Source organism: Paraburkholderia sp. SIMBA_053 (assembly GCF_046534895.1).
Lineage (GTDB): Bacteria > Pseudomonadota > Gammaproteobacteria > Burkholderiales > Burkholderiaceae > Paraburkholderia > Paraburkholderia caledonica.
This window is the reverse complement of sequence record NZ_JAWRXU010000020.1, coordinates 44,104-70,299: the sequence shown is the minus strand read 5'-3', so window position 1 is coordinate 70,299 and position 26,196 is coordinate 44,104. Positions and strand designations below refer to the sequence as shown.

Sequence of the window (26,196 nt, the reverse complement as noted above, 5' to 3'; positions counted from 1 at the left end):
CCTCGATTTTGTTGATGAGTTGTTATGAGTGAGCTTGATGACGAAGTGTCGGCGGCGCAGCCTACGGCCTTCGAACTGGTTGGCGGAGAAGCGCGTGTGCGTGAACTCGTCGACCGTTTTTACGACCTGATGGATCTCGAAGCGGAGTTCGCCGGCATTCGCGCGTTGCATCCCGAGTCGATGGACGGCTCGCGCGACAAGCTGTTCTGGTTCCTCTGCGGATGGCTGGGCGGGCCCGATCATTACATCAGCCGGTTCGGGCATCCGCGCCTGCGTGCGCGGCATTTGCCGTTCGCGATCGCGTCGAGCGAACGGGACCAGTGGCTTCGCTGCATGGCTTGGGCGATGGAAGACATAGGGCTTGCCGAGCCGCTGAGAGAACGGCTGCTCGGCTCGTTTTTCGAAACGGCTGACTGGATGCGCAACCGCAATGGCTGACCTCGGCACCGACACCGACGGCGCGGCGCCGGCGTCGTTCCCGGTGGCGAATGCGCTGACCGATGCGCTTGCAGGCGAGGTGGCCGACCGCAGGTCGGCTGACTACGCCGCGCTCGATCCGCAGGCGCGCGCCGTGCTCGACTGCTGGTTCGGTGCGCCGGACTCGCCAGACTTCGGCGAGCCGCGCAAGCTCTGGTTCACCGCCGACGATTCATTCGATGCGAGCTTGCGCGAACGTTTCGGAACGCTGATCGATGCCGCCCGCGAGTCCCAACTCGACAGTTGGGCCGCAACGCCGTTAGGAGCACTGTCGCTCGTCATCGTGCTGGATCAGTTTTCGCGCAATTGCCACCGCGACACGGCTACGGCATTCGCGGCCGACCGGAAAGCGCTGGCTATTGCACAGCAGATGGTTGCGAGCGGAGCGGACCGGCTGTTGCCGGGCGTGCATCATCGCGCGTTCGCTTATCTGCCGTTCGAACACGACGAATCGCTTGCAAGCCAGCATGAATCGCTGCGTCTTTTCAAGGCCCTTGCCGCCGAGCCGGGCGGTGCGTCTTATTATTCGTTCGCGGTGAGGCACGCAAAGATCATCGAGCGCTTTGGACGCTTTCCGCATCGGAATGCGGTGCTCGGTCGCCAGTCCACAGCCGATGAAATCGCCTTTCTGCGCGAGCCGGGCTCGTCGTTTCAATCGCGCGCGAAAAAGCCGGCCGCCGGTAGTTGACGTGCGTTCTGGCCGCCTGACGCACCGCGTTGTGGGCTAACGCGCGAACGGCGGGCCCTCTTGAATAAGCGCATTGCCCGGATTCTCTCTTAGGCGAACGCCGCTCTATCAACGCACGATTCTCGCGTTATCGCGTCCCTGCACCGACAGCCGGGGTACGCACGAAGACGCGCAACAACTCGTCGGTATCGCCCGGACGCGCGCCCGACCAGAAGAGACGCCAGTCGCCAGCCGGTGTGGACGGGTTGTCCCGCCGGCCTCCGACAATCAGCCACGTACACCCGGTCGTGCGGGCGTCGACGGTCGGCTGATGCTCGATGCCGGCAAAATATTCGAGCATCGGCGCTTCCGACTCGCCTAAGCCGATGCTCGCCATGCAATCGCCGTCATTCCATTCCACGTTCAACGCCTCGCCGAGGTTTTCGAACACCGAGCGGTAGCTCTTCGCGTAATCGAGCCAGGGCAGCAGCAGCGTGCTCACCAAGCCCCACGCGACGACAGCGCCCGCGCACCCGCTGAGCGGGCCGCGCCACTTGCCCGTGTATTTGAACGCGGGCAGCAGCCACAGCCAGCCGATAGTCATCAATAGCGCGGCGGCGATCAGCCCGGGGCGGACGGGTAAGACGAAGTCGAGCGGCAGCCATCGGCCGAGCCGGTGCAGCGATGCATGCGTGTTCACCGGGCTGCTCGCGATGGACCAGACAATCCAGGCGAGCGCCGCCGTGCTGCCGAACAACACGCGGCTCGTCATGTCCCACGCCGTATGGAAACGCTGCGGCAACCGCTCGGCGCCTTGCATCGCGAGCAACGCCAGCGGCGCAATGAAAGGCAGAATGTACAGTTCGCGGATCGTCGCGGAGCTTTGCAGCACGGCGAAACCAGTGCCCGCGAAAATCGCCGGCAACGCGACGCGCGGGTCGCGCCAGCGCCGCCATGCGCCGCCCGCAAGCGCGGCCACTGCCAGCGGCACGACGGGAAAACCGACGGTCAGCACGGTGCGCAGCACGAATAGCCGGTTCTCGCTTTCCGAGCCGAGTTCGGCCACCGAAAAACCAAAAAAGCGGCCGACGTTGTTATCCCAAAGCCAGACCTTGAAGAGCGCTTCAGACCGTAGATAGAAGCAGAGCGGCCAGATCAGTGCGAATGGCGCGCACACCAGCGCGGCCACGCCGAGCGCGCCGGCGAAGCTGCGGCTGCGGCAGGCCGGATAAAGCACGAGCGCCGCGCAGACCGTCGCGCCGAACACGAGTGGCACGAACAGGCCTTTCGCGAGAAACGACAGGCCGACGCCCGCGCCGAACATCGCGGCGCCGCTTAGTATCGCGTGGCGACGCTGCGCGGCGTCGTTGTTTCGTTCTCCGTCATAACGAAGATGCGCGAGCACGAGTTCGAACAGCCCGCAGAATCCGATCGCCGCACCGGCCATCAGCGCGACGTCGGTCATCATGTCGTGCACGTGTTTGACGACGACGAAGGTGCCGCCAAACAACGCCAGCGTGCTGATCACGCGCAAGTCGCGCCAGTTCGAGGCATTCACGGCGCGGCGCGCGACACGGGCCGTGTAGTACACGGTCAGCCCGGCAAACAGCGCGCTCGCGAGACGCGCCGCGTCATGCAGTGGCATGTAGCGGCCGAACATCCATGCGAGGCCGGCGGCCACCCAGTCGTACACAGGCGGTTTTTCGACGAACGGCTGGCCCGCGTTGGTCGGCACTACGAGATCGCCGGTGTCGAGCATGTGCTGGACGATGCCGAATGTGTAAGTCTCGTCCTGTTTCCAGGGATCGTGCCCCAAGGTGCCCGGCAAAAGCCACGCGCATACGATCGCCATCGCCACGAGCCAAAGCAGCGAACGCACGTTGCCGAGCGCACGCCAACGCTCGAGGTAAGGCGCGCGATCGGCGGCTTGCGAGCCGGCGGCCGGAGATGGTGCGACTGGCTTTTCTTGCATAAGACGATCTCTTATCGCGGCAAGCGGCAACTCAGGCGCGCGTACCGGTTCTTTATTCGGCGTCGTGGGCATGGCGCGCGATCGGCCGCGATTGTAATCTCCTATTCTTACGAACGATTACACGGGCGGCGGCGCACAGACGCGGCAGTTGAACGTGCCGGGGCAATACCTATGCCTGATGGGCTGCGAACGGGAACAGGAAGGAGACGCGGCGTGACATCGGCCGCCGCGTAAATAGACGGTGAAGAAGAAGGGCGCCTAGCGGCCGCCCGCAACGTCGATGAGAGCGCCAGTCACATACGACGCGGCGTCGCTCAGCAGCCAGACGATGGTTTCTGCAACTTCGTCGGCGCGGCCGGGACGGCCGAGCGGGGTTGTCGAACCCAGTTGCGCGGCGCGATCCGGCTTGCCGCCGCTCGCGTGGATTTCAGTGTCGATGAGACCCGGCCGTACCGCGTTCACACGCACGCCTCGCGGGCCGAGTTCCTTCGCGAGCCCGAGCGTCATGGTGTCGACCGCGCCTTTCGCGCCTGCATAGTCGACGTATTCGTTCGGCGAACCCAGCCGCGCCGCCGCCGACGACACATTGACGATCACGCCGCCCGCACCGCCGCGATCCGTCGACATGCGCCGCGCGGCTTCGCGCGCGCACAGATACGCGCCCAGCACGTTGACGTCGAAGACACGCGTGAGGCGCGCCAGATCCATGTCGGCGAGTTGCATCGACGGTGCAACGATGCCCGCGTTGTTGACGAGCGCATCGAGCCGGCCAAAGGTCTGCTCCGTTTGGTCGAACATCGCAATCACGTCGGCTTCGTTTGCGACGTCGCCGGCAACCGGCAATGCGCGTCCGCCGGCCCGCTCGACTTCGGCGACGGTCTCCTGCGCGGCGGCCAGATTCTGCGTGTAATTCACGCCGACGGACCAGCCGCGCGCGCCCAGCAAGCGCGCCGTCGCGCGGCCTATACCGCGGCTGCCGCCGGTGATCAGAACGGTTTGCGTCATCGCAACCTCAACGTGCAGGGAGAGTGGGCGCCAGCCAAACGCGGCGGGCTTTCAATCGCGGCCGAAGTCAGACGGCGTCGCGGTTGATCGCCCACTTGTCGGCGGCGGGCGGTTGATAGCGTTGCAGCTTGCCGATCAATGCGCCGGGATCGGCGTCGATCTGCAGGATGTCGAGATACGCTTTGCGCATGAAGCCTTCGTCGACAGTGTGCTGCAAGAGATTGATCAATGGATCGTAAAAGCCGTCGATATTGAGCAGTGCCACCGGTTTCTGGTGATAGCCGAGCTGCGCCCAGGTGTAGACCTCGAAGAGTTCCTCCAGCGTGCCCGCGCCGCCCGGCATTGCAACGAACGCATCGGACAGATCGGCCATCATCTTCTTGCGATGATGCATGTCGGGCACCACGTGCAGTTCGGTCAGCCCGTTATGGCCCACTTCCTTGTTGACGAGCAACTCGGGAATCACGCCGATCGCGCGGCCGCCTTCGGCCATGACCGTGTCGGCGATCACGCCCATCAGGCCAACCTTGCCGCCGCCGTAGACCAGCGCGAGACCGGCTTCTACCAGCGAGCGGCCGAACGCACGCGCCGCTTCCGCATACAACGGTTTGGCTCCGTTAGCGGAGCCGCAATACACACACACCGACTTCATGGAGAAACGTCCTATTCGTTGCGAGGCGCGGCGCCTTCTTTCGGCGGCAGATAGTCGTAGAACTCGCGCTTGGGCAGCTTGCCCGACACCAGGTCGTCGAAAATCTGCCGCGAGCGGCCGCGCAGATAAGGCGCCATCAACGACACGATCTGTACGCTTACCTGGTGGAGTTCCGCGCGAATCGCTTCCTGCTCGTTGTATTTGCGCGGGTTCATCACGAACTGATACGACAGCCAATACGTTGCGATCACGCCGATGTTGGTCGCGATCACTTGCAGTTCGTCAGGCGTGGCGACCATCTCGCCGTCAGCCACGAGTTGATCGCAGAACTGGCTGGCAAAACGTACCTTGTGACTGATGATCTGCTTGAAGTGCGTTTCGAGCGTGCGGTTGCGCGCGAGCAGATCGTTCAGATCGCGATACAGGAAACGGTAGCGCCATGTGAAATCCACCATGTATTGCAGATACGACCACATTTCGTCGATGGTCGCACGGTGGTCGTCGGGAAAACGCAGACGCTTTTCGATCTCCTGCTCGAACTGGCTGAAGATGCTGTTGATGATGTCGTCTTTGTTGCGGAAGTGGTAGTACAGGTTGCCTGGACTGATCTCCATTTCCTCGGCGATAGTCGTCGTCGTGACGTTCGGCTCGCCGATTTCGTTGAACAGTTTCAACGACAGTTCGAGTATCCGTTCGCGCGTGCGGCGGGGAGGTTTGGCTTCCATGTCGTCCGGCCCTGGTTACGCCGGGTCGGACGCGCGGCGGTGTGCCGCTGCTGCGTGTTCCACCCGGACGCGGTTGCTATTTTGAGACTGCCGGACGATTATAAACCGAGCGTTCTAATATCAAACGGATACCGAGGGTTTTCATTTTTGCGGCGGACGCGGGTCATCTGAAAGCTGCGTTTTTTATCGCTTCGCTCGCGCCGCCTGGCGTCGTTGCGTTGTCCTTGGGTTGTCCTTGCGTTGGCGTCAAAACCACGCCTTAACCCAGTGCACGACGAGCGGGCCCACGATCAGCACCCACGTCATCAGGCACATGCCGAGCGCGACCATTACCGCCGCGCTGCCCAGGTCTTTCGCGCGGCGCGACAGTTCGTGCCGTTCCAGCGAAATACGGTCAATGGCCGCTTCCACGCTCGAATTCAGCAACTCGACGATCAGCACGAGCAGCACGGAGCCGAGCAGCAACACGCGCGATACCGGTTCGACCGGGACCAGCACGCCGCACGGAAGCAGAATCGCGGCAAGTGTCAGCTCCTGGCGAAACGCGCTCTCCTCGCGGATAGCGACACGAAAGCCCGCGAGCGAGTTTTTCATCGCGTGCCAGGCGCGGGTCAGGCCGCGGTTGCCCTTGTATGGGTTGAAGGGCAGAGGCGCGAGCGGGTCGTCGGGACCGAGCGGTTCGTGCTGGGTGTCGCTGTTCGCGGATGTGCCGTGGTGGGCACGCTCCGCGCTTTGGCCGTTCCGGCGATGCCCGTCGATTCGATCCGGCACGGTGGATTCGCTGACGTCGTCGAACGGCTCGACGCCCGCGGTGTCGTGCTCGTTGGGGGCGTGAACGGCGCGCAGCGCGCCGTTCACGGACGCGCGGCTTGCGGGAGAGTATCTGCTTCGCATGGGCAGCCAGGCGCGCCGCGTCACGCGGCCGCGCTCTCCTCGCGATACGACGCGCGCGGCAACGGCTTCAGATGCGCAGCGAACTGCTCGGAGGCCGCCGCCCACGAAAAGCGCTCGGCCCATGCGCGCGCGTGCGCGCGGTCGATCTTGAGCGCTTCCAGACACGCGTCGCGCAGGTCTTCGTTCATCGCGCCGGCGCCGCCGTTGCCGAGCACGTCGATCGGGCCGGTAACCGGATAGGCGGCGACCGGCGTGCCGCAGGCGAGCGCCTCGAGCAGCACGAGCCCGAACGTGTCCGTTCGGCTCGGAAAGACGAACACGTCTGCTGCAGCGTAGACCCGGGCGAGTTCAGCCTGTGTCAGCACGCCCAGATAGTTGGCGGTCGGATAGCGCGATTTCAGCTCGGCCAGCGCGGGCCCTTCGCCGGCAACCCATTTCGAGCCGGGCAAATCGAGCTTCAGGAATGCCTCGACGTTTTTCTCGACGGCCACGCGGCCCACGTACAGAAAGATCGGCCGCGCGGTATTGAGTACCTTCGAATCCATCGGGTGAAAAATGTCGAGATCGACGCCGCGCGTCCACAACACGACATTCGTAAAGCCGTATTTTTCGAGGTCGCTTTTGACGACCGGCGTCGGCGCCATCACGGCAAGCGACGGCTTATGAAACCAGTGCAAGAACTTGTAAGTCGCGGCGAGCGGAATGCCGAAACGCGCCTGCACATATTCGGGAAAGCGCGTGTGATACGCGGTCGTGAACGGTAGCTTGTGCTGGATCGCGTAAGCGCGCGCGGCCATGCCGAGCGGGCCTTCTGTCGCGATGTGCAGCGCGTCGGGCGCAAATTCGTCGATACGCTGGCGCAGCTTGCGGCGCGGCAGCAGCGACAGGCGAATCTCGGGATACGTCGGGCAGGGAATCGTCCGGAATTCGAGCGGCGTCAGCAAGTCGACGTTGTGGCCGAGCTCAGTCAGCTCGCGCGTGGTGTTCTTTAGCGTGCGCACGACGCCGTTGACCTGCGGTTCCCATGCGTCGGTGACGATCATGATCTTCATCGATTGGTTTTCCTCGATTCGAGCCAGCAGAGGTTAAGAGGGATTACGCCGTCGCCCGGGCCTTTTGCACGCCCGCTTCCGGGGCTCGCATCACGGTCCAGTAGATCACCTTGAGTTCGCCTTCGTACGTCTCGACGAGCGCCGACAGGCTTTCGACCCAGTCGCCGTCATTGCAGTACAGCACGCCGTCGATGTCGCGTATCTCGGCCTTGTGGATGTGCCCGCAGACCACGCCGTCGCAGCCGCGGCGGCGGGCTTCGTCGGTCATCACGCGTTCGAACGACGAGATGAAGTTCACCGCGTTCTTGACCTGATGCTTCAGGTATTGCGAAAGCGACCAGTACGGAAAGCCGAGCCGGCTGCGGATCCGGTTGAACCAGCGGTTCAGGATCAGGATCATCGTGTAGAGCGTGTCGCCGAGGTAGGCGAGCCACTTCGCGTGCTGGATCACGCCGTCGAACAGATCGCCGTGCACGATCCACAGGCGCTTGCCGGCGAGTGTGGTGTGGAAGGCTTCGCCGCGCACGTGGATGTCGCCGAACGCGAGGTCGCAGAACTGGCGCGCCGCTTCGTCGTGATTGCCGGGCACATAGACCACCTGCGTGCCTTTGCGCGCCTTGCGCAGCACTTTCTGCACGACGTCGTTGTGGGCCTGCGGCCAATACCAGCCTTTTTTCAACTGCCAGCCGTCGATGATGTCGCCGACGAGATACAGATACTCCGACTCGTTGTAGCGCAGGAAATCGAGCAGATAAGGCGCCTGGCAGCCGCTCGATCCGAGGTGGATGTCCGACAGCCAGATCGTGCGGTAACGCTGTGGCTCTGCGTGCTCGTCGTCGTGCTGGGGCGCGTGTGTGTCGAGCGGCAGCGGTGCGACGGGAAGCGGCAAGCCGTGGCTATGGGTGGATTCGGGGCGGAACGCGACGGAGTCGACGCTCGGGCCAGTCTGGCGGAACAGGGAAGTCGCGGACGTTTTGGAGTCCATGGCTCACGCGTCGAGTTGCGGTGCCTGTATTGGGCCTACGGCGCGTGACTGTGCCGTGACAGTCATGAGAAGTTCTTATTACTGCGGCGGGCGGAGAAGGGACAAAGAAAGGCGAGAAGGACGAGCGGGAACTGCGGGAAAACGCGGGGAGTTGGGTCGAGCCGCTCAGCGCGCGACGTCGATGACGCGCGTTCCAGCAAGACGGTCATGCAGAAACTGACGGCTGGCGCCGAAGCGGCCGGTGGCCGCCCACAACACGAACCAGATAGCAGCGATCACGAGGGTTTGGGGCAAGCGCAGGCCGAGAAGCGGATGCAATGCGAGCGGCGGCAGAAACCACAGCCAGGCGAGCACGTAGCGTGCAATCGCCCGCCATGCAGAAAGCGGCGCGCCGCTGGCCGCGACTACGCGCAGACGCCAGGTTTTCATCGGCAGGGTCTGGCCGCTGTGGGTCCAGAACCACACGAAATACAGACCGACGACAAGGCCGATCCACGCCGCCAGCAGATTGTGGTGCGTGAGTCCGTTGCGCTGCTGCGTGAGCGTGCTGAACAGATAACCGGCGACGAAAACGACGCCGAACAGCAGCAGCGCTTCGTAAAGCAGCGCGGCGAGACGGCGACGCACGGTCGGCGGGGTGTCCGTTGAAGCGGGCGGCTTGGCCAGGGACGGACTCCCGTTGGAGTTCGAACTGGATCTGGAAGTCACGCGCGGTTCTGACACGGGCGGGAGCGGCTCACGAACCGTTGAAAATCGACGGCGCTTCCGCCGGGGAGACCGGCAGCGGCGTGGCCGGCACGAAGCTGCCGGCGGCCGGGATACCCGGCAGCGAAGCCGGGCTCGGTAATGACACGGCCGCCGCCGCGCTCGCCGACGACGTGCCGCTCGCGGCACGCTCGCGTGCATTGACAAGCCGGTCGAGCCCCTTGATCTCGCTGCGGCCCGACGGCGGCGCGCTGACCACGCTCGGACGCCGCTTGTGCTCGCTCGCGGCAAGCCGCTGCTTCAGTTCTTCCGGCAATTCCTGATAGGCCTTCCACGCGTTCTGGCGCGCTTCACGGGGCAATTGCTTCGAAACCTGGTAATTTTCACGCGCGACGCGGCGCTGATCGGGCGTCATGCGCACCCATTCGGTCATCCGTTCATGCAGGCGTTTTTGTGCATCGGGTGACAACTTTGAGTAACGCGATGCGATCTTCAGCCATTTTCGTTTGCGTTCGTCGCTGAACGAATCCCACTGCGCCTCGAATGGCGCCAGCGCCACATGCTCCGCGGCGCTCAGCCGCGACCACGCCAGCGGACTTTTGCTGCCGGGCAGGCCAGGCAATTCGACGCCGAGTGCGGGCGCGGGCGGGCGCGCCGCGCCGTTACCGGTCGCGGCGGGCGCGCCGGCGGAGGAAGGGCTCGGGTAAAAGCGCGGATACGTCGCGGCAAACGACACAAGAGCCGCAATCGCACATCCGAAAACAACGGCAAGACCGCGCTTGTAGCTCACCCGAACACTCTCCCGCTCAGTGGGCGCGCGAAAGATACGCGTTGAAACCGTGGTCGAGATAGGCATTGAGCGGCAGGTCGTCGCTTAACATGGCGGCATCGATATCGGCGAGTTCAGCCGTGCGCTGCTGGTCTTCCCAGTAGGCAATGCCGACGAGGCTCACGACGAGCGCAGCGAGCGGCCACGCGAGAGCGAAGCGGCGCAGCGGCGAACGGCGGCGTTGTGGCAGTTCGCCATGCGACATACCGCCCGGCATACCCGCTCCGGCGAGAGCGGGCGCGAACACCGGCGCGCTCACGGTTTCGGGCTTCTTGCGGGCGAGCGCGGCGCGGCGCGCCGCGGCGAGTCGATCGACGGTGGCGGGCGGAATGCTGGCGGCGTTTTCGTCGAGCGCGCGGCGCACCTGGCGCGCGAACTCGAGTTCTTTTGTTTCTTGGGAGCTCATAGCGTGATTCCTTTGGCCTTGAGCGCTTGCGCCAGCGTGTGGGTGGCCCGCGAGCAGTGCGTCTTCACACTGCCTTCGGAGCAGCCCATTGCGGCGGCAGTCTCGGCGACATCCATATCTTCCCAATAACGCATGAGAAACGCCTCCCGTTGACGTGCCGGTAACTTTCGGATCTCGTCGTCGATCATCTGCAAGACCTGTTCGCGTTCGAGCTTCTGTTCGTTGCTCTCCGCGCCCGCCGAGCCCTGCTGGGCCTCGAACGTTTCCAGCGGATCGAATTCGTCGTCGTCGGCATTGCCTAGCGACGAGAAGAGACTGACCCACGTATTGCGTACTTTCGCACGACGGAAATGGTCGTGCATCGCATTCTGCAGAATACGCTGAAACAGCAGCGGAAGCTCGGCCGCCGGACGGTCGCCATATTTTTCGGCGAGCTTGATCATCGCGTCCTGCACGATATCCAGCGAGGCGTCGTCGTCCCGCACGGCGTAGACCGTCTGCTTGAATGCGCGCCTTTCGACGCCCGCCAGAAAATCGGCGAGTTCCTTGTCTGATGCCATCCGTTTGGGGGTCGGCGCAGCGAGCGTGCGCGTAATCGGTCGAAAAATGTCGTAAAACTCGCGGATGCTAACAAACTTTTGCGAAAGCAGGGGCGAAAGCTGGACCGGTCGACATCGTCATGACGTTGGTCGCCGGTCAGAAGAGCGCGCCAGGGACGGGGGTTCGGGCAATATTTGCTTGACCGCGCGGGCGTCTGCCGCTATCGTCGCTGGTTCGCAACATAAGTGACTTGTCTCATTGAGGTGTGGCCCAAGAAGCTCACCTGTCAACTGGACGCGCCGCTTGAACCCGAGCCACAAGCCCGGCAGAGAGCACCCGATCAATTTTTTGCCGAAAATTCGAAAGGTGAATTGAATGAATATGCCCAGCGCGGAATTCTCCACGTCGGATACCACTCCACAACACGAAGCTGACTCTATCGGCGCCACCGTGCTCATGAAGGCGCTGGCCGACGAAGACGTCGAATTTGTTTGGGGCTATCCCGGCGGCTCGGTACTCTACATTTACGACGAGCTGTACAAGCAGGACAAGTTTCAGCACATCCTCGTGCGTCATGAGCAGGCCGCGGTTCACGCCGCCGACGCTTATTCGCGTTCCACCGGCAAGGTCGGTGTGTGCCTCGTGACCTCCGGCCCCGGCGTCACCAATGCGGTGACCGGTATCGCCACCGCCTACATGGATTCGATTCCGATGGTCGTGATCAGCGGCCAGGTGCCGACTGCCGCGATCGGCCAGGACGCGTTCCAGGAGTGCGATACGGTCGGCATCACGCGTCCCTGCGTGAAGCACAACTTTCTCGTGAAAGACGTGCGCGATCTCGCCGCGACCGTCAAGAAAGCGTTCTACATTGCCCGTACCGGCCGGCCCGGCCCGGTGCTGATCGACATTCCGAAAGACGTGTCGAAGGCGCCTTGCCAGTACGAGCCGATCAAAACCGTTTCGCTGCGCTCGTATAACCCCGTCACGAAGGGCCACTCCGGTCAGATCCGCAAGGCGGTTTCGCTGCTGCTGTCGGCGAAGCGCCCGTACATCTACACCGGCGGCGGCATCATCCTGGCCGATGCATCGCGCGAGCTGAACCAGTTCGCGGATCTTCTCGGCTACCCCATCACGAATACGCTGATGGGTCTGGGCGGCTACCGCGCGAGCGACAAGAAATTTCTCGGCATGCTCGGCATGCATGGCACGTACGAAGCCAACATGGCGATGCAGCACTGCGACGTGCTGATCGCAATCGGCGCGCGCTTCGACGACCGCGTGATCGGCGACCCGGCGCACTTCGCGTCGCGTCCGCGCAAGATCATTCATATCGACATCGATCCGTCTTCCATTTCCAAGCGCGTCAAGGTCGACATTCCGATCGTCGGCGACGTGAAGGAAGTGTTGAAGGAACTGATCGAACAGCTGCAAACGGCCGAGCATGGCCCGGACACCGCGGCGCTCGCCGACTGGTGGAAGGACATCGAAGCCTGGCGCGCGAAAGACTGCCTGAAGTTCGACCGCAAGAGCGACGTCATCAAGCCGCAGTACGTGGTGGAAAAGGCGTGGGAATTGACCGACGGCAATGCGTTCGTCTGTTCCGACGTCGGCCAGCATCAGATGTGGGCTGCGCAGTTCTATCGCTTCAACAAGCCGCGCCGCTGGATCAATTCGGGCGGCCTCGGCACGATGGGCTTCGGCCTGCCCGCGGCGATGGGCGTAAAGATGGCGCACCCTGATGACGACGTGCTGTGCATCACGGGCGAAGGTTCGATCCAGATGTGCATCCAGGAACTCTCGACCTGCAAGCAGTACGAGACGCCTGTGAAGATCATTTCGCTGAACAACCGCTATCTGGGCATGGTGCGCCAGTGGCAGCAGATCGAATACAGCAAGCGCTATTCGCATTCGTATATGGACGCCTTGCCGGATTTCGTGAAGCTCGCTGAAGCGTACGGCCACGTCGGCATGCGCATCGAACGCACGGCCGATGTCGAGCCGGCGCTCAAGGAAGCGCTGCGCCTGAAAGATCGCACGGTATTTCTCGACTTCCAGACCGATCCCACCGAAAACGTCTGGCCAATGGTACAGGCCGGCAAGGGCATCACCGAGATGCTCATGGGTTCGGAAGATCTATAACGACCGTTTCTGACGCCGGCTTCGTCACGCACGCCTTCACGAAGGGCGAGTGCGGACGAAGCGGCGCGAAACCGCTCGCGTACATCGACAAACATCTGGAAGAAGCGAAACATGAGACACATTATTTCCGTCCTGCTGGAAAACGAACCGGGCGCGTTGTCACGCGTGGTGGGTCTCTTCTCGGCACGCGGCTACAACATCGAAACCTTGACGGTGGCTCCGACCGAAGACCGTTCGCTGTCGCGCATGACCATCGTCTCCATTGGCTCGGACGACGTGATCGAACAGATCACGAAGCATCTGAACCGCCTGATCGAGGTGGTGAAAGTGGTCGACCTTACCGAGGGCGCCCACATCGAGCGCGAGCTGATGCTGATCAAGGTGAGGGCGGTCGGCAAGGAACGTGAGGAGATGAAGCGGATGTCGGATATTTTCCGCGGCCGCATCATCGACGTCACCGAAAAGACCTACACGATCGAACTGACGGGCGCAGCCGACAAGCTCGACGCCTTCATCGAAGGGCTCGACGCCACAGCGATTCTCGAAACGGTCCGCACGGGCAGTTCGGGCATTGGGCGCGGCGAGCGCATTCTGAAGGTGTAACCCGCACCGCTTCGATCCGGCCGGGTGGCGTTCATCACCATCCGGCCTTGCAACACAACATTCGCAGTATCTGAATCTCTCTGAATCATCCGAATTTAGCCAAGGAACCGACATGAAAGTTTTCTACGACAAGGACGCCGATCTCTCCCTCATCAAGGGCAAGCAGGTCACCATCATCGGCTATGGCTCGCAAGGCCATGCGCACGCGCTGAACCTGAAGGAAAGCGGCGTGAACATCACGGTCGGTCTGCGCAAGGGCGGCGCATCGTGGAGCAAGGCTGAGAACGCCGGCCTGCAGGTCAAGGAAGTGGCGGAAGCCGTGAAGGGCGCGGATGTCGTCATGATGCTGCTGCCGGACGAGCAGATCGCCGAAGTCTATGCCAAGGAAGTGCACGGCAACGCCAAGCAAGGCGCGGCACTCGCATTCGCGCACGGCTTCAACGTTCACTACGGTCAGGTGATCCCGCGTGCGGATCTGGACGTGATCATGATCGCGCCCAAGGCGCCCGGCCACACGGTTCGCGGCACCTACACGCAAGGTGGCGGCGTGCCCCACCTGATCGCCGTTGCGCAAGACAAGTCGGGCGCGGCACGTGACATCGCTCTGTCGTACGCGGCAGCGAACGGCGGCGGCCGTGCGGGCATCATCGAAACGAACTTCCGCGAAGAAACCGAAACCGACCTGTTCGGCGAACAGGCCGTGCTGTGCGGCGGTACCGTCGACCTCATCAAGGCCGGTTTCGAAACGCTGGTTGAAGCCGGCTATGCGCCGGAAATGGCGTACTTCGAATGCCTGCACGAACTGAAGCTGATCGTCGACCTGATCTACGAAGGCGGCATCGCGAACATGAACTACTCGATCTCGAACAACGCCGAATACGGCGAGTACGTGACGGGTCCGCGCATCGTGACGGCTGAAACGAAAAAGGCGATGAAGGCCGTGCTGACCGACATCCAGACGGGCGAGTACGCGAAGAGCTTCATCATCGAGAACAAGGCAGGCGCACCGACGCTGCAATCGCGCCGCCGTCTGACGGCCGAGCACCAGATCGAGCAGGTCGGCTCGAAGCTTCGCGCCATGATGCCGTGGATCGCGAAGAACAAGCTGGTCGACCAGTCGAAGAACTAAGAAGTCCGTTTTATCGCCTCATACCGGCGCGGCGCACCGCCGCGTGCGCCGGTAATGCAAAAAGCCGCCCGAGGGTGCTGAACCCCGGGCGGCTTTTGCTATCCTACGGTTTTACGTGCGACACGCACGCTCGTGTCCGTCAGCCCCACGTTACGGGGCATCGACTAGAGGGTTATTGAGCAAGGTCTCGACTGGACTCACCATGCCCTCCGCAGGCGGCTCCCTTGTGAGCCGCACTTTAAGCAGTAGATGTGTCCTTAGGGGCACACCTTAGTAGTGAACACGGGACACGGTGCATTCCGCCGTCAACCGTATTGCATTGACCTGATTACCGTCAGGTCCCGCCCAGTCAGCGGCTTCATCTCCGCCGACAGGGCGGGGTGATGTTTGCAATTCCTGCGCCTCAGGGCAACGGAGTCGCTAAACGATACGAGCGAAAAGCTCGGTGTGTCATTGTTCGGCCTCGCTGGCTGCATTGGCGAGGGTAGTGAACCTGCTGTACGACCAGCAGTAGCCTAGGAAGACATGCGTCACTGGCAATGGTGGGGTGTGAAGCTCTTCTAACAATGTACCCCCCGGAAGTTCGGGCGGATGGTGGTTGCGAGATGACCATCCGGAGACTCCCAGCAGCAACGGGGTTGAGGGGCTAGGCTGGCTGATATGGTTAATGCAAGTGAACTGCTGATAAACCTCGTAAGTAGGACGGTGCCAAAGCTGCTGACAGGCATCAACCAAACAGGTGTGCGGTCGGATAACCCGCTGTAAATTCGGGTTACGTCGTCATCGGACCGCCGGGGAATAGGCAGAACCTAAGTCAGTCGTGTGACACGCCGGGAACGTGGTAAGCCTGTATGGTTGCCGGTCGTAGTTTGACTGGCAGGCGAACCGTGAGGGACGCTGTTGATTGTGCAGGTATGGGATGACGGAGAAAGCGAAAGCCGGTCTGTAATGGGTCGGATAGGGGTTGGAACATTACCCCACGCGAAAGCGGGCAGACTTCCGTCTGGTCTACCGTCGCAAGATGGCTGACTAACCCTTAGCTGGAAGATGATTGCTGTCGGGCTTCTGGACCGTCAGCATATGTTTTTAACCCCCTTGCGGGAGCAGATCGCTCCCGCAAGGGGCGATCTGTTCTTCGCTCGGGATTCACTTCTTCGAGTAGGAGAGCAGCATGAGAGTATCTGTCCGAAAGGACGGATCTGCGCTTTCCCACGCGCCGGACAACTGGTACGCCGTAGATTGGCGGCGGGTTGAACGGAACGTGAGAGGGATGCAGATTCGAATTGCGAAGGCGACGCGGGAAGGCAACTGGCGCAGGGGGAGAGCCCTGCAACGGATGTTGACCCGCACGTTGTCCGCAAAGCTGTATGCGGTACGACGTGTTACGCAGAATCAGGGTGCGCGAACGGCTGGAGTCGATCGCGAACTTTGGGACTCGCCTGAGAGCCGATGGCTTGCTGTCGGCAGGTTGAAGCGGCGTGGATATAGGCCTCTGCCTTTACGGAGAGTCTTTATCCCCAAGGCCAATGGAAAGGAGCGCCCTCTGGGCATTCCGACCATGCGGGACAGGGCGATGCAAGCCTTGTATCTGCTGGCCTTGGAGCCGGTGTCGGAATCGACGAGCGACCCGAACTCTTATGGGTTCAGGTTAAATCGCTCGACGGCTGACGCCATGTCACAGATATTCGTCGCCATGTCCCAGAAGGGCTCAGCCCGTTGGGTGCTGGAGGCGGATATCAAGGGATGCTTCGACCATATTAGCCATAACTGGTTGGAGACCCAGTCCTGATGGACAAGGAAATCCTCCGGAAATGGCTGAAAGCTGGCCTGATTTATAAGGGGCAGCTTCAGGCGACAGAGGCCGGTACGCCGCAAGGAGGGATCATTTCTCCGACGCTGGCGAATGTGACGCTGAACGGGCTGGAGCGAGAACTGCTAGCGCACCTTAGTGCGAAGTTTGGGATCGCAAAAGCCAACAAACTTAAAGTCAATGTGGTGCGGTACGCGGACGACTTCGTGATCACCGGTGACTCGCAAGAGTTGCTGGAGCAGGAAGTTCGACCTTGGGTGGAAACATTCCTTGCCGTTCGAGGTCTGCAACTGTCCGAGGAGAAAACGCGGATCACACACATTGACCAAGGCTTCGATTTCCTGGGGTGGAATTTCCGTAAGTACTCGGGGACGCTACTCATCAAGCCGAGCAAGAAGAACGTGAAAACGTTCTATCGCAAGGTGGCGGATACGATCAGCGGTCATAAGACGGTAAAGCAGGAGAATCTGATTCGACTGCTGAACCCGATGCTACGGGGCTGGGCGCAGTATCACAGTCCTGTGGTCGCCAAAGAGGCATACAGCCGCATGGAGTCTTTGATTTTCCGAAGGCTTTGGCGGTGGTCGAAGAGGCGGCACCTGAACAAGAGCGCCGAATGGGTGAAGAAGAAATACTTTCACTCGGAGGGCAATCGACACTGGGTGTTCGCTGTTCCTGTAGCTCGTGACGACGGTGGTAAGGGGTTGCTTAGCCTGTACCAGATCAGCGGTACGGAAATTAAGCGACACAGAAAGGTCAAAGGAGCATTCAATCCCTTTGATCCTGAGTGGGAGCAGTACGGCGAACAGTTGCGACAGGCGCGCATGGAACACTCAATGCGTTATCGGAAGCAATGGGTTTCGCTGTATATGTCGCAAGACGGGCTTTGCTCGCATTGTGGCTGTGCCCTGACAAAGGAGACCGGCTGGCATGACCATCATCTGGAGTATCGGATGCATGGTGGCACGGACGCTCTCTCGAACAGGGTTCTGCTTCACCCGCACTGCCATCAGCAGGTGCACGCAGGTAAAATTGCGGTAACTAAGCCGGCCCGGTCCTAAGACCGGGCTTTGTTTGTAGATTTGAGCCGTATGCGGGGAAACTCGCACGTACGGTTCTTAGGGGGCCCTTCTTCCGCGAGGAAGGGGGGCTACCCTCCAAAAATACTGAAGCCACCCATGAATTACCCACATCCGATCATCGCGCGAGAAGGCTGGCCGTTCATCGCCATCGCGGCCGTCGTTGCATTACTGGTTCACGCCTTCGCGGGATTCGGCTTTGCGTGGCTGTTCTGGCTGATCCTGATCTTTATCGTGCAGTTCTTCCGCGATCCGGCGCGCCCGATTCCGACTCAGGCGAATGCCGTGCTATGCCCGGCCGACGGCCGCATCGTCGCAGTGGAAACCGCGCATGATCCGTACGCCAATCGTGAAGCGCTGAAAATCAGCGTCTTCATGAACGTGTTCAATGTCCATTCGCAGCGCTCGCCTGTCGACGGTGCGATCTCGAAGGTCGAATATTTCCCTGGCGCTTATCTGAATGCCGCAGTGGAGAAGGCTTCGCTCGAAAACGAACGCAATGCAATCGTGATCGAAATGGCCGGCGGGCAAACGGTTACGTCGGTGCAGATCGCCGGTCTGATCGCGCGGCGCATTCTTTGCTATGTACGTGCTGGCGAGCCGCTTTCGCGCGGCCAGCGCTATGGCTTCATCCGCTTCGGTTCGCGTGTCGATGTGTACCTGCCCGTGGGTAGCCGTCCGCGTGTGTCTATCGGCGAGAAGGTGTCGGCGTCGTCCACGATCCTCGCTGAACTGTAAAGCGGCACAAAGGAGATTGTCCGAATGGCCGCATTCAAACCGCGCCGACCGCGCACCAGTGGACCGTTACCGCGTCCGTTTCGCCGCAACAAGCCGGTCGTTACGGATTCACCAGTGGTGGAGAGCCGCCGCGCGCAGCGTCAGCAATTTCTGAGAAAGCGCGGCATCTATCTGCTGCCGAACGCGTTCACCACGGCGGCGCTCTTCTGCGGCTTCTTTGCAGTCGTCCAGGCAATGAACGTGCGTTTCGAAGTCGCGGCAATCGCGATCTTCGTGGCCATGGTGCTCGACGGCATGGACGGCCGCGTCGCCCGTATGACGCATACGCAAAGCGCATTCGGCGAGCAGTTCGACAGTCTGTCCGACATGGTGTCGTTCGGCGTTGCGCCGGCGCTCGTCATGTATGAGTGGATCCTCAAAGACCTGGGCCGGTGGGGCTGGCTTGCGGCATTCGTCTACTGTTCGGGCGCGGCGTTGCGGCTTGCACGCTTCAACACCAACATCGGCGTGGTCGACAAGCGTTTCTTCCAGGGCATGCCGAGCCCGGCAGCCGCAGCGCTCATCGCGGGCTTCGTGTGGCTTGCCACCGACAACCGCGTGCCGCTCAAGCTCGTCTGGCTGCCGTGGGTCGCTTTTGTGCTGACGATCTACGCGGGCGTGACGATGGTGTCCAACGCCCCGTTCTATAGCGGCAAGGCGCTCGACGTGCGGCATCGCGTGCCGTTCGGCGTCATTCTGCTGGTGGTGGTGGCGTTCGTGCTGGTGTCGTCCGATCCGCCTCTGATGCTGTTCGGCCTGTTCGTGTTGTACGGTCTGTCCGGCTATGTGTTCTGGGGCTACCAGGCGCTCCGCGGCAGAGCAAATCCTGCTCGTTCGGTCGCGCACGACAGATAGTCCGGTGTGCGTGCACGCTATGCACGTGCGGTCCGAGAGCTTGCGAAGTATCGAAACGGCGACCTTTGGGTCGCCGTTTTCATTTCCGGACGCCGCTCTCAATCTCGCTCCAACGCGCGCTGCACGGAGGTTTGACGTCAATTGCACGGCGAAGGGAATGCCGCTATAGTCGTTGGATGACTGCGTCCGCGTTGGCTTTCCAGTCGCAGTGAATGCGGCGAGGGCGGGGCGGCGCTACGAGCCACAATCGAGCCACCACGAATCATCAAGAGCCACCAAGAGCCACGATCGAGCCGCGCCGCGAACCTCGGCAAGCCGGCGCATCGATTGCGCTGACCGTCGCATTGACCCGGCTGCTGCCCGTTGCGCTTCATCCATGGTCGAGCGTTGCTTGCGGCGCTCACGGCGGCGGCATCCACATTCCAATATCCGATTCCCACAATTGAACGACTCCGCAGGAGACTCGACATGTCCGACAAACTGATCATTTTCGACACCACGCTGCGTGACGGCGAACAATCGCCCGGCGCGTCGATGACGAAAGAAGAAAAAATCCGTATCGCGAAGCAACTCGAACGGATGAAGGTCGACGTGATCGAAGCAGGCTTCGCGGCAAGTTCGAACGGAGACTTCGACTCGATCCAGACAATCGCGGGTCTGATCAAAGAGAGCACGGTGTGCTCGCTCGCACGGGCGAACGACAAAGATATCCAGCGTGCCGCCGACGCGCTCAAGCCCGCTGAGCGCTTCCGCATTCACACGTTTATCGCCACGTCGCCGCTGCATATGGAAAAGAAGCTGCGCATGACGCCGGACCAGGTGTTCGAGCAGGCGAAGCTCGCGGTTCGTTTCGCCCGCAAATTCACCGACGACGTCGAGTTCTCGCCAGAAGACGGCAGCCGCTCGGACATGGACTTCCTGTGCCGCGTGCTGGAGGCGGTGATCGCAGAAGGCGCGACCACCATCAACATCGCGGACACCGTTGGTTACGGCGTGCCCGAACTCTACGGCAACCTCGTGAAGACGCTGCGCGAGCGCATTCCGAACTCGCACAAGGCGGTGTTCTCCGTGCATTGCCATAACGATCTCGGCATGGCGGTGGCGAATTCGCTGGCCGGCGTGCAGATCGGCGGCGCACGTCAGGTCGAGTGCACGATCAACGGTCTCGGCGAGCGTGCGGGCAATACGTCGCTCGAAGAAATCGTGATGGCTGTGAAGACTCGCAAAGACTATTTCGGCCTCGAACTCGGTCTCGATACGACGCAAATCGTCCCGGCTTCGAAGCTCGTATCGCAAATCACCGGTTTTGTCGTGCAGCCGAATAAGGCGGTGGTGGGCGCGAACGCATTCGCGCACGCGTCGGGCATTCACCAGGATGGCGTGCTGAAGGCGCGCGACACTTACGAGATCATGCGCGCGGAAGACGTGGGCTGGAGCGCGAACAAGATCGTGCTCGGCAAATTGTCGGGGCGCAATGCGTTCAAGCAGCGTCTGCAGGAACTGGGCATCGCGCTCGACAGCGAGGCCGAACTGAACACGGCGTTTGCCCGCTTCAAGGAGCTAGCCGATCGCAAGGCGGAGATTTTCGACGAGGACATCATTGCGATCGTCACCGAAGAATCGGCTGAGGCGCAGCAAAAAGAGCACTACAAGTTCCTGTCGCTCTCGCAGCATTCCGAGACCGGCGAGCAACCGCATGCAAAGATCGTATTCGCAATGGACGGCAAGGAAATCACCGGCGAGGCGCGCGGCAACGGTCCCGTGGATGCCACGCTCAACGCAATCGAAACGGAAGTCGGCAGCGGCTCGGAGTTGCTGCTTTACTCGGTGAACGCAATCACCACCGGCACTCAGGCGCAGGGCGAAGTGACCGTGCGGCTTTCGAAGAGCGGACGCATCGTCAACGGCGTGGGCACCGATCCGGATATCGTCGCGGCTTCCGCGAAGGCTTATATCTCTGCGCTCAACAAGCTCTATTCGAACGTCGACAAAGTGAATCCGCAGCGTTCCGAATAAGTTCGCGGCAGCGGCTCATGCGCTGCCGTCGCTAGAAAACGATGCCCCGCGCCTTAAGTGGCGCGGGGCATTTTTTTATTGCGGCATGCTGGTCTCGCTCGTTCGCCGCAGTCTCCCCACGTTACTCGGTCGCTGTACGTCGCATCGACCAGCCGCGCGCCGCGCGTGCCTGGCCTCGCGCCTGATGCCGCACTTCGACTGCAATGCCGCGGCGCGGCGCATCCTCGACAAAGGTATCGAGCAGTTCACGCACATCGTGGTCGACGAAATCGGCGCGCGTCGCATCGACTATCAGTGTCGCGCCGTCGGGAATCTGCTGCAGGTAGTGCTTGAGCGGCACCTTGCCGAGAAACGACACGTCTTTGCGGAACGACAGCAGGTAATGATCGCCGTGTTGCGCAAGCACGATCGGACTGCGCAGATTCGCATACAGCGCAAGCATCACGCTGCACAGAATGCCGAGCACGATGCCGATCAGCAGATCGGTCGCGAGCACGCCGACGAGCGTGACGATGAACGGCGCGAAGGGCGCAAAACCCTGCTTCGCTACCGCGACGAACAGCGACGGCTTGGCGAGCTTGAGTCCCGTGAAAATCAGGATCGCTGCAAGACAGGCGAGCGGAATCAGGTTGATGACGCTCGTCAACGCAAACACGCTGACTAGCAGCAGCACGCCGTGAATGATCGCCGACAGACGGCTTTGTGCGCCCGCATGCACGTTCGCAGAACTGCGCACGATCACCGCCGTGATCGGCAGGCCGCCTATCGCGCCCGCAATCAGATTGCCGACGCCTTGGGCCTTCAGTTCACGATCGGGCGGCGCGGGGCGTCGTTCGGGATCGATCTGCTCGACCGCTTCGAGGCTCAGCAAGGTTTCGAGACTTGCGACGATCGCCAGCGTGATCGCGACGCGCCACACGTCCGGGTTCGCGAGTTGCGCGAAATGCGGCCCGAAGTCGGCCCACTCGAGTGCGACGCTCAACGCCGCGAACGATTCCAGCGACGGTAACGCAACGCGATGCTCGGCGGGCGGCGCGAGCGAAGGCGCGAGCACGTGCAGCAGCAACGTAGCGCCGATACCCAGCAAAACGACCGCGAGCGGCGCTGGGACGATGCGCACCAGCGCAAAGCGGCGCATCGGGCGAGTTTCCCAGCCGATCAGGATCGCCAGAGACAGCAGCGTGATCACGCAGGCCACGAGCGACACCGAGCCGAACGGCGCGACTATCGTGCCGGCTTGCGCGGCGGCGGGCGCGTCGCTTGCCGCTTGTCCGGCGACCAGCCCGAGCGCAAGCGGAAACTGTTTGACGATCAGCAGGACGCCGATCGCAGCCAGCATGCCTTTGATGACCGGCGACGGCACATAGGCGGCGAAACGGCCCGCCTTGAGCATACCGAAGCCGAACTGGATCGCGCCGGACAGCAGCACGGCCGCGAGGAACGCCGAAAAGCTTCCAAGCTGCGCGATTCCGTCGACGACGATCACGACGAGACCCGCCGCCGGTCCGCTGACGCTCAGGCGCGAGCCGCTGAGAACCGCGACCACGAGGCCGCCGACGATGCCCGACACGAGTCCGGCAAACGGCTCGACGCCCGACGCATTGGCGATGCCAAGGCAGAGCGGCAGCGCCACGAGGAAAACGACAGTGCCCGCAAGCACGTCGCGCTGAAATGTCGAAAAGAAAGCTCGAAGGTTCATGGTGTCGGTGCTGGAATGAGTGATGCCTGATCGCAGGCGAAGGCTGAACCGGATAGGCCCTGAACGATGCCGCGTATCAGCCGGCGCTATGGGCGGCGGTCTCGCAGGTCATTGCGTCGTCGGCTTCGTAGCCGGACGCGAGCACCTTGATGCGCCCGTCTTCGAGCGCAAAGATCCAGCCGTGCACGAGCGGCGCAGTCTCGGCGTCGCGCACGATCGGATTCGCACGAAGCTGGCTGACCTGTTCGAGCACGTTGAGTTCGGCGAGGCGGTCGACGCGCTCGCGCTCGCTTGCGTGTGCGTCGAGTTCATCGCGATGAATTCTGGCGAGTGAACAGAGCGGCGCGATACGACGATTTACGTGCGGCAGGCTCGGGTCGGGCGGCAACAACGAGGCACGCACGCCACCGCAACCATAATGGCCGCAGACGATCACATGACCGACCTTGAGCACGCGCACTGCATATTCGAGGACGCTCGCGGAGTTGTCGTCGTCGGGACGGAACAGGTTGGCGATATTGCGGTGTACGAACAGGTCGCCAGGCTCGCAGTGCGTGATTGTTTCGGCCGGCACGCGGCTATCGGAGCAGCCGATCCACAGTACGTGCGGATTCTGTCCGCGTACCAGATCGCGGAAAAACTCGGGGTTGCGCTCGGCGGTTTCGTGCGCCCATGCGACGTTGGCGACGAGAAGGCGTTTGGGACGATTCATCGATAGCGGCTCCATAAAGGGCGCATCGTCCGATGCAGCAATCACGGCTGTGCCGTGTGGTCGCGCTCGTTGCTCCGCAGTCGGACCTGCATCGGATCAATGCTTACAAAAGCCTTTCTATCAAAAAATTAATGGCTTGTGTGTGAAATAAAATTCGTCGCTATGCGAAATAAATAAAAAAAACCGCTCCAGGGAGCGGTTTTGGGAGATGCGTGGGTAAGGCGCGCAGCAGGGCTAGAACAAGTTGCGGCGGTCGGGATCATGCAGCGGGTCCGGCGTTTTCTGCGTGAGACGCAGCACACCCTGATCGTCGAAATAGAAACTGAACATCATGTACCAGTAGTTGTCCTCGAGGTAACGATAGGTCCAGACTTCGCGCTTCATCAGCGGGAAGTAGGACGTCTCCACCGGGCGGCCAAAATTCACCAGCACGTCGCTTCTCGTCCACTTGCCGATTTCCGCGCGATAAAACTCGTTCGGCTGCAGTACCTGGCGGACGTTCAGGATCTTGCCGGAGGCGTCGACGTCCGCGGCGGTGGTCGTTTCGCCCATTGGCTGGGTTGGCCACATCAGCCGCTTGCCGCCGTTTGGTAAATCGTAGCTTTCGCGCGGCGGGCCGAGGCGCGCGACGATGGTCGATTCGTCCGCGCCCGCCTGGTATTGCTGCCAGGGCTGCGCGCAGCCGGCGAGGGCGAGCGCGCTCAGGCACACGAGCGCCGCGCGGCGCACGCGCCCGGCATGCGGCGCCACGATCAGGGCCGCCTGACGGCGATGGCGGTTCAACATGATTCCTCCGATGGCTTTCAATTAGCGTTTTTATCATCAAGACGGATTATTTTGACACGCGCCGCCGCAAAAGAATTGCGCTGCGCGCGCGTTTGCCGGTCTGCACGATAACGGTTGCGGCGGCTTGCTTATTCCGTTGTCGGCGCCCTATGATCCGCCCTTCGACGAATCAGACGGAACGGACGATGGCGAAGTGGCAATGGAAGACGGCCGTAGCATTGGCGGCACTCTCGGTAACGGTGGCGGCGGCCTGCGCGGCTGCGGCGCAGACGCCGCAACCGGCGCGGACACCAGAAGCGGCGCCGGGCCCGACCGGCGCGCCGATCCAGTTGGCGCTGATCGAAGGCATGTCAGGTCCGTTCGCGAACGCCGGCGCGGCAGTGGAGCGCAACCTGCGCTACGGCGTCGAACAGGTGAATGCGCACGGCGGTGTGAAGCTTGCGGACGGCGCTCATCCGCTCGAGCTGGTCGTGCTGGACAGCAAGGGCGGCACCGAAGAGGCGCTGACGCAACTGCGTAGCGCAGCCGACCGTCACATCGGCTATATCCTGCAGGGCAACAGTTCGGCGGTCGCGGCGGCGCTCATCGGCGCGATTGAAAAGCAGAACAGCCGCGAGCCGGGTAACCGGGAGCTATTTCTCAACTATTCCGCCGACGACCCGGCACTGACCAACGCCAATTGCAGTTTCTGGCACTTTCGCTTCGACGCGCATGCGGGTATGCGCATGGACGCGCTTGCCGACGTAATCCAGCGCGACCGGGCAGTGAAGAAGGTGTATCTGCTGAACCAGGATTACAGCTTTGGCCACGACGTGAGCCGTCTCGCGCGTTCGGCGCTGTCGGCGAAGCGCCCGGACATTGCCGTGGTCGGCGACGAGTTCCATCCAATTGGCCGTGTGAAGGATTTTTCGCCGTACATCGCGAAAATCCGTGCGAGCGGCGCGAACGCCGTCATTACCGGCAATTGGGGCAACGACCTGACGCTGCTCGTCAAGGCGGCGCGTGAGCAGGGGCTCGACACGAAGTTCTACACGTTCTACGGCAACAGTCTCGGCGCGCCTGCCGCGCTGGGCGACGCGGGCGTCGGGCGGGTGATTGCCGTCGCCGACTGGCACCCCAATGCGGGCGGCGCGGCCTCCGACGCCTGGTACGAGGCGTTTCGCGCCCGCTTCCCGGCCGCGCAGGACGACTACCCGGTACTGCGCATGCCGCTGATGATCGAAACCCTTGCCGCGGCGATGAATCGCGCGAAAAGCGCCGATCCTGCGGCGGTCGCGCGGGCGCTCGAAGGCATCCGGTTCGACAACGGCTTCCACCCGTCGTGGATGCGGGCGGACGATCATCAACTAATCCAGCCGCTTTACGTGATGGAAATGGACAAGGTCGGCACGCTCGGCGTGCGCTTCGACAACGAGGGCTCCGGCTTCGGTTTCCGCACGGTGCTGGCGTTGCCGGCTGAGCGCACCGTGCCGGCGAGCGTGTGCAAGATGAAGCGACCCTGACCGGTCGTTGCCCGCGCGCGGCGTCCTCGTGGCCGCTGTCCGGCGCGGCAGGGCAGGGTTCGCGGCGGGATCGCACTGTGCTACAATACGCGTCCCGTTGCGGTACCGGCTGTCATGCAAACTGTCTGGCAGCGCTAGTTCGCACGGGTAACCCACGGCACGGCCTTTCTTCCGTGACCG

The 26,196-nt window shown here is 62.2% G+C and carries 23 protein-coding genes and 1 pseudogene; 10 read left to right on the top strand and 14 right to left on the bottom strand.

Annotated features, from left to right (window positions below; genetic code table 11):
- Nucleotides 1–24: 24 nt before the first annotated feature.
- The gene (locus SB753_RS32450) at nucleotides 25–438 is read left to right on the top strand and encodes a group II truncated hemoglobin (protein WP_020069556.1); all 414 of its coding nucleotides are present in this window, start codon (nucleotides 25–27) and stop codon (nucleotides 436–438) included.
- Nucleotides 431–1,165 (top strand): DUF924 family protein, encoded by a 735-nt coding sequence (locus tag SB753_RS32445; protein ID WP_410803976.1) that lies wholly within the window; start codon nucleotides 431–433, stop codon nucleotides 1,163–1,165. The genes SB753_RS32450 and SB753_RS32445 overlap by 8 nt, the downstream gene beginning before the upstream one ends.
- 127 nt (nucleotides 1,166–1,292) lie before the next feature.
- Here the strand turns inward: SB753_RS32445 and SB753_RS32440 are convergent, their stop codons facing one another.
- The 11 genes from SB753_RS32440 to SB753_RS32390 all read right to left on the bottom strand — a co-directional run bounded on the left by SB753_RS32440 (nucleotide 1,293) and on the right by SB753_RS32390 (nucleotide 10,929).
- The gene (locus tag SB753_RS32440) at nucleotides 1,293–3,116 is read right to left on the bottom strand and encodes an ArnT family glycosyltransferase (protein WP_410803974.1); all 1,824 of its coding nucleotides are present in this window, start codon (nucleotides 3,114–3,116) and stop codon (nucleotides 1,293–1,295) included.
- A 258-nt stretch (nucleotides 3,117–3,374) separates the two neighbouring features.
- Nucleotides 3,375–4,121, bottom strand: coding sequence for an SDR family oxidoreductase (locus tag SB753_RS32435; RefSeq protein ID WP_410803972.1), 747 nt, complete (start codon nucleotides 4,119–4,121; stop codon nucleotides 3,375–3,377).
- A gap of 67 nt (nucleotides 4,122–4,188) precedes the next feature.
- Nucleotides 4,189–4,773: a TIGR00730 family Rossman fold protein gene (locus SB753_RS32430; RefSeq protein WP_410803970.1), complete on the bottom strand. Its 585-nt coding sequence runs from the start codon at nucleotides 4,771–4,773 to the stop codon at nucleotides 4,189–4,191.
- 11 nt (nucleotides 4,774–4,784) lie between these two features.
- Nucleotides 4,785–5,498: a TetR/AcrR family transcriptional regulator gene (locus tag SB753_RS32425; RefSeq protein WP_020069561.1), complete on the bottom strand. Its 714-nt coding sequence runs from the start codon at nucleotides 5,496–5,498 to the stop codon at nucleotides 4,785–4,787.
- Between the two features lie 246 nt (nucleotides 5,499–5,744).
- Entirely contained in the window at nucleotides 5,745–6,392 is a 648-nt protein-coding gene (locus tag SB753_RS32420; RefSeq protein ID WP_408202093.1) for a diacylglycerol kinase, read from the bottom strand.
- 20 nt (nucleotides 6,393–6,412) lie between these two features.
- On the bottom strand, nucleotides 6,413–7,444 hold the full coding sequence (locus SB753_RS32415; RefSeq protein WP_020069563.1) for a glycosyltransferase family 4 protein: 1,032 nt from the start codon (nucleotides 7,442–7,444) through the stop codon (nucleotides 6,413–6,415).
- A gap of 43 nt (nucleotides 7,445–7,487) precedes the next feature.
- The gene (locus SB753_RS32410) at nucleotides 7,488–8,429 is read right to left on the bottom strand and encodes a UDP-2,3-diacylglucosamine diphosphatase (RefSeq protein WP_020069564.1); all 942 of its coding nucleotides are present in this window, start codon (nucleotides 8,427–8,429) and stop codon (nucleotides 7,488–7,490) included.
- Between the two features lie 165 nt (nucleotides 8,430–8,594).
- Nucleotides 8,595–9,095, bottom strand: coding sequence for an RDD family protein (locus SB753_RS32405; protein WP_214877795.1), 501 nt, complete (start codon nucleotides 9,093–9,095; stop codon nucleotides 8,595–8,597).
- Between the two features lie 70 nt (nucleotides 9,096–9,165).
- Nucleotides 9,166–9,924 (bottom strand): DUF3106 domain-containing protein, encoded by a 759-nt coding sequence (locus SB753_RS32400; protein ID WP_204522158.1) that lies wholly within the window; start codon nucleotides 9,922–9,924, stop codon nucleotides 9,166–9,168.
- Between the two features lie 16 nt (nucleotides 9,925–9,940).
- Nucleotides 9,941–10,369 (bottom strand): DUF3619 family protein, encoded by a 429-nt coding sequence (locus SB753_RS32395; protein ID WP_020069567.1) that lies wholly within the window; start codon nucleotides 10,367–10,369, stop codon nucleotides 9,941–9,943.
- A complete protein-coding gene (locus SB753_RS32390; RefSeq protein ID WP_020069568.1) occupies nucleotides 10,366–10,929 on the bottom strand; it encodes an RNA polymerase sigma factor in 564 nt (187 codons plus the stop codon). The genes SB753_RS32395 and SB753_RS32390 overlap by 4 nt, the downstream gene beginning before the upstream one ends.
- A 355-nt stretch (nucleotides 10,930–11,284) precedes the next feature.
- Between SB753_RS32390 and SB753_RS32385 the strand changes: the two genes are divergently transcribed.
- From SB753_RS32385 to SB753_RS32355, 7 genes and pseudogenes are all read left to right on the top strand, one after another.
- Nucleotides 11,285–13,048: an acetolactate synthase 3 catalytic subunit gene (locus SB753_RS32385; protein WP_020069569.1), complete on the top strand. Its 1,764-nt coding sequence runs from the start codon at nucleotides 11,285–11,287 to the stop codon at nucleotides 13,046–13,048.
- Between the two features lie 111 nt (nucleotides 13,049–13,159).
- Entirely contained in the window at nucleotides 13,160–13,651 is a 492-nt protein-coding gene (gene ilvN, locus SB753_RS32380) for an acetolactate synthase small subunit (RefSeq protein WP_020069570.1), read from the top strand.
- Nucleotides 13,652–13,763: 112 nt separating this feature from the next.
- Nucleotides 13,764–14,780, top strand: a complete 1,017-nt coding sequence (ilvC, locus tag SB753_RS32375; RefSeq protein ID WP_020069571.1) for a ketol-acid reductoisomerase — start codon at nucleotides 13,764–13,766, stop codon at nucleotides 14,778–14,780.
- A gap of 1,171 nt (nucleotides 14,781–15,951) precedes the next feature.
- Nucleotides 15,952–17,651: pseudogene (ltrA, locus tag SB753_RS32370) on the top strand (group II intron reverse transcriptase/maturase).
- A gap of 117 nt (nucleotides 17,652–17,768) precedes the next feature.
- Nucleotides 17,769–18,407: a phosphatidylserine decarboxylase gene (locus tag SB753_RS32365; RefSeq protein ID WP_020069572.1), complete on the top strand. Its 639-nt coding sequence runs from the start codon at nucleotides 17,769–17,771 to the stop codon at nucleotides 18,405–18,407.
- A 24-nt stretch (nucleotides 18,408–18,431) separates the two neighbouring features.
- Nucleotides 18,432–19,301, top strand: a complete 870-nt coding sequence (gene pssA / locus SB753_RS32360; RefSeq protein ID WP_410803965.1) for a CDP-diacylglycerol--serine O-phosphatidyltransferase — start codon at nucleotides 18,432–18,434, stop codon at nucleotides 19,299–19,301.
- A gap of 468 nt (nucleotides 19,302–19,769) precedes the next feature.
- Nucleotides 19,770–21,317: a 2-isopropylmalate synthase gene (locus SB753_RS32355; RefSeq protein ID WP_087754085.1), complete on the top strand. Its 1,548-nt coding sequence runs from the start codon at nucleotides 19,770–19,772 to the stop codon at nucleotides 21,315–21,317.
- A 121-nt stretch (nucleotides 21,318–21,438) separates the two neighbouring features.
- Here SB753_RS32355 and SB753_RS32350 read toward each other — a convergent pair whose 3' ends face one another.
- The 3 genes from SB753_RS32350 to SB753_RS32340 form a co-directional block, all read right to left on the bottom strand.
- A complete protein-coding gene (locus SB753_RS32350) occupies nucleotides 21,439–23,016 on the bottom strand; it encodes a SulP family inorganic anion transporter (protein ID WP_087754084.1) in 1,578 nt (525 codons plus the stop codon).
- A gap of 76 nt (nucleotides 23,017–23,092) precedes the next feature.
- Nucleotides 23,093–23,728: a carbonic anhydrase gene (locus SB753_RS32345; protein WP_410803963.1), complete on the bottom strand. Its 636-nt coding sequence runs from the start codon at nucleotides 23,726–23,728 to the stop codon at nucleotides 23,093–23,095.
- Nucleotides 23,729–23,962: 234 nt separating this feature from the next.
- Entirely contained in the window at nucleotides 23,963–24,514 is a 552-nt protein-coding gene (locus SB753_RS32340; RefSeq protein ID WP_088173585.1) for a hypothetical protein, read from the bottom strand.
- 185 nt (nucleotides 24,515–24,699) lie between these two features.
- On the opposite strand from SB753_RS32340, the gene SB753_RS32335 reads away from it, so the two are divergent.
- A complete protein-coding gene (locus SB753_RS32335) occupies nucleotides 24,700–26,016 on the top strand; it encodes a branched-chain amino acid ABC transporter substrate-binding protein (RefSeq protein WP_410803961.1) in 1,317 nt (438 codons plus the stop codon).
- The last annotated feature ends 180 nt before the right edge of the window (nucleotides 26,017–26,196 follow it).

What these genes read in the sequence shown, in the direction of transcription:
- SB753_RS32450 (WP_020069556.1), top strand. Translation starts at nt 25, where the DNA reads ATGAGTGAGCTTGATGACGAAGTGTCGGCGGCGCAGCCTACGGCCTTC.
- SB753_RS32445 (WP_410803976.1), top strand. Translation starts at nt 431, where the DNA reads ATGGCTGACCTCGGCACCGACACCGACGGCGCGGCGCCGGCGTCGTTC.
- SB753_RS32440 (WP_410803974.1), bottom strand. Translation starts at nt 3,116, where the DNA reads ATGCAAGAAAAGCCAGTCGCACCATCTCCGGCCGCCGGCTCGCAAGCC.
- SB753_RS32435 (WP_410803972.1), bottom strand. Translation starts at nt 4,121, where the DNA reads ATGACGCAAACCGTTCTGATCACCGGCGGCAGCCGCGGTATAGGCCGC.
- SB753_RS32430 (WP_410803970.1), bottom strand. Translation starts at nt 4,773, where the DNA reads ATGAAGTCGGTGTGTGTGTATTGCGGCTCCGCTAACGGAGCCAAACCG.
- SB753_RS32425 (WP_020069561.1), bottom strand. Translation starts at nt 5,498, where the DNA reads ATGGAAGCCAAACCTCCCCGCCGCACGCGCGAACGGATACTCGAACTG.
- SB753_RS32420 (WP_408202093.1), bottom strand. Translation starts at nt 6,392, where the DNA reads ATGCGAAGCAGATACTCTCCCGCAAGCCGCGCGTCCGTGAACGGCGCG.
- SB753_RS32415 (WP_020069563.1), bottom strand. Translation starts at nt 7,444, where the DNA reads ATGAAGATCATGATCGTCACCGACGCATGGGAACCGCAGGTCAACGGC.
- SB753_RS32410 (WP_020069564.1), bottom strand. Translation starts at nt 8,429, where the DNA reads ATGGACTCCAAAACGTCCGCGACTTCCCTGTTCCGCCAGACTGGCCCG.
- SB753_RS32395 (WP_020069567.1), bottom strand. Translation starts at nt 10,369, where the DNA reads ATGAGCTCCCAAGAAACAAAAGAACTCGAGTTCGCGCGCCAGGTGCGC.
- SB753_RS32390 (WP_020069568.1), bottom strand. Translation starts at nt 10,929, where the DNA reads ATGGCATCAGACAAGGAACTCGCCGATTTTCTGGCGGGCGTCGAAAGG.
- SB753_RS32385 (WP_020069569.1), top strand. Translation starts at nt 11,285, where the DNA reads ATGAATATGCCCAGCGCGGAATTCTCCACGTCGGATACCACTCCACAA.
- ilvN (WP_020069570.1), top strand. Translation starts at nt 13,160, where the DNA reads ATGAGACACATTATTTCCGTCCTGCTGGAAAACGAACCGGGCGCGTTG.
- ilvC (WP_020069571.1), top strand. Translation starts at nt 13,764, where the DNA reads ATGAAAGTTTTCTACGACAAGGACGCCGATCTCTCCCTCATCAAGGGC.
- SB753_RS32365 (WP_020069572.1), top strand. Translation starts at nt 17,769, where the DNA reads ATGAATTACCCACATCCGATCATCGCGCGAGAAGGCTGGCCGTTCATC.
- pssA (WP_410803965.1), top strand. Translation starts at nt 18,432, where the DNA reads ATGGCCGCATTCAAACCGCGCCGACCGCGCACCAGTGGACCGTTACCG.
- SB753_RS32355 (WP_087754085.1), top strand. Translation starts at nt 19,770, where the DNA reads ATGTCCGACAAACTGATCATTTTCGACACCACGCTGCGTGACGGCGAA.
- SB753_RS32350 (WP_087754084.1), bottom strand. Translation starts at nt 23,016, where the DNA reads ATGAACCTTCGAGCTTTCTTTTCGACATTTCAGCGCGACGTGCTTGCG.
- SB753_RS32345 (WP_410803963.1), bottom strand. Translation starts at nt 23,728, where the DNA reads ATGAATCGTCCCAAACGCCTTCTCGTCGCCAACGTCGCATGGGCGCAC.
- SB753_RS32340 (WP_088173585.1), bottom strand. Translation starts at nt 24,514, where the DNA reads ATGTTGAACCGCCATCGCCGTCAGGCGGCCCTGATCGTGGCGCCGCAT.
- SB753_RS32335 (WP_410803961.1), top strand. Translation starts at nt 24,700, where the DNA reads ATGGCGAAGTGGCAATGGAAGACGGCCGTAGCATTGGCGGCACTCTCG.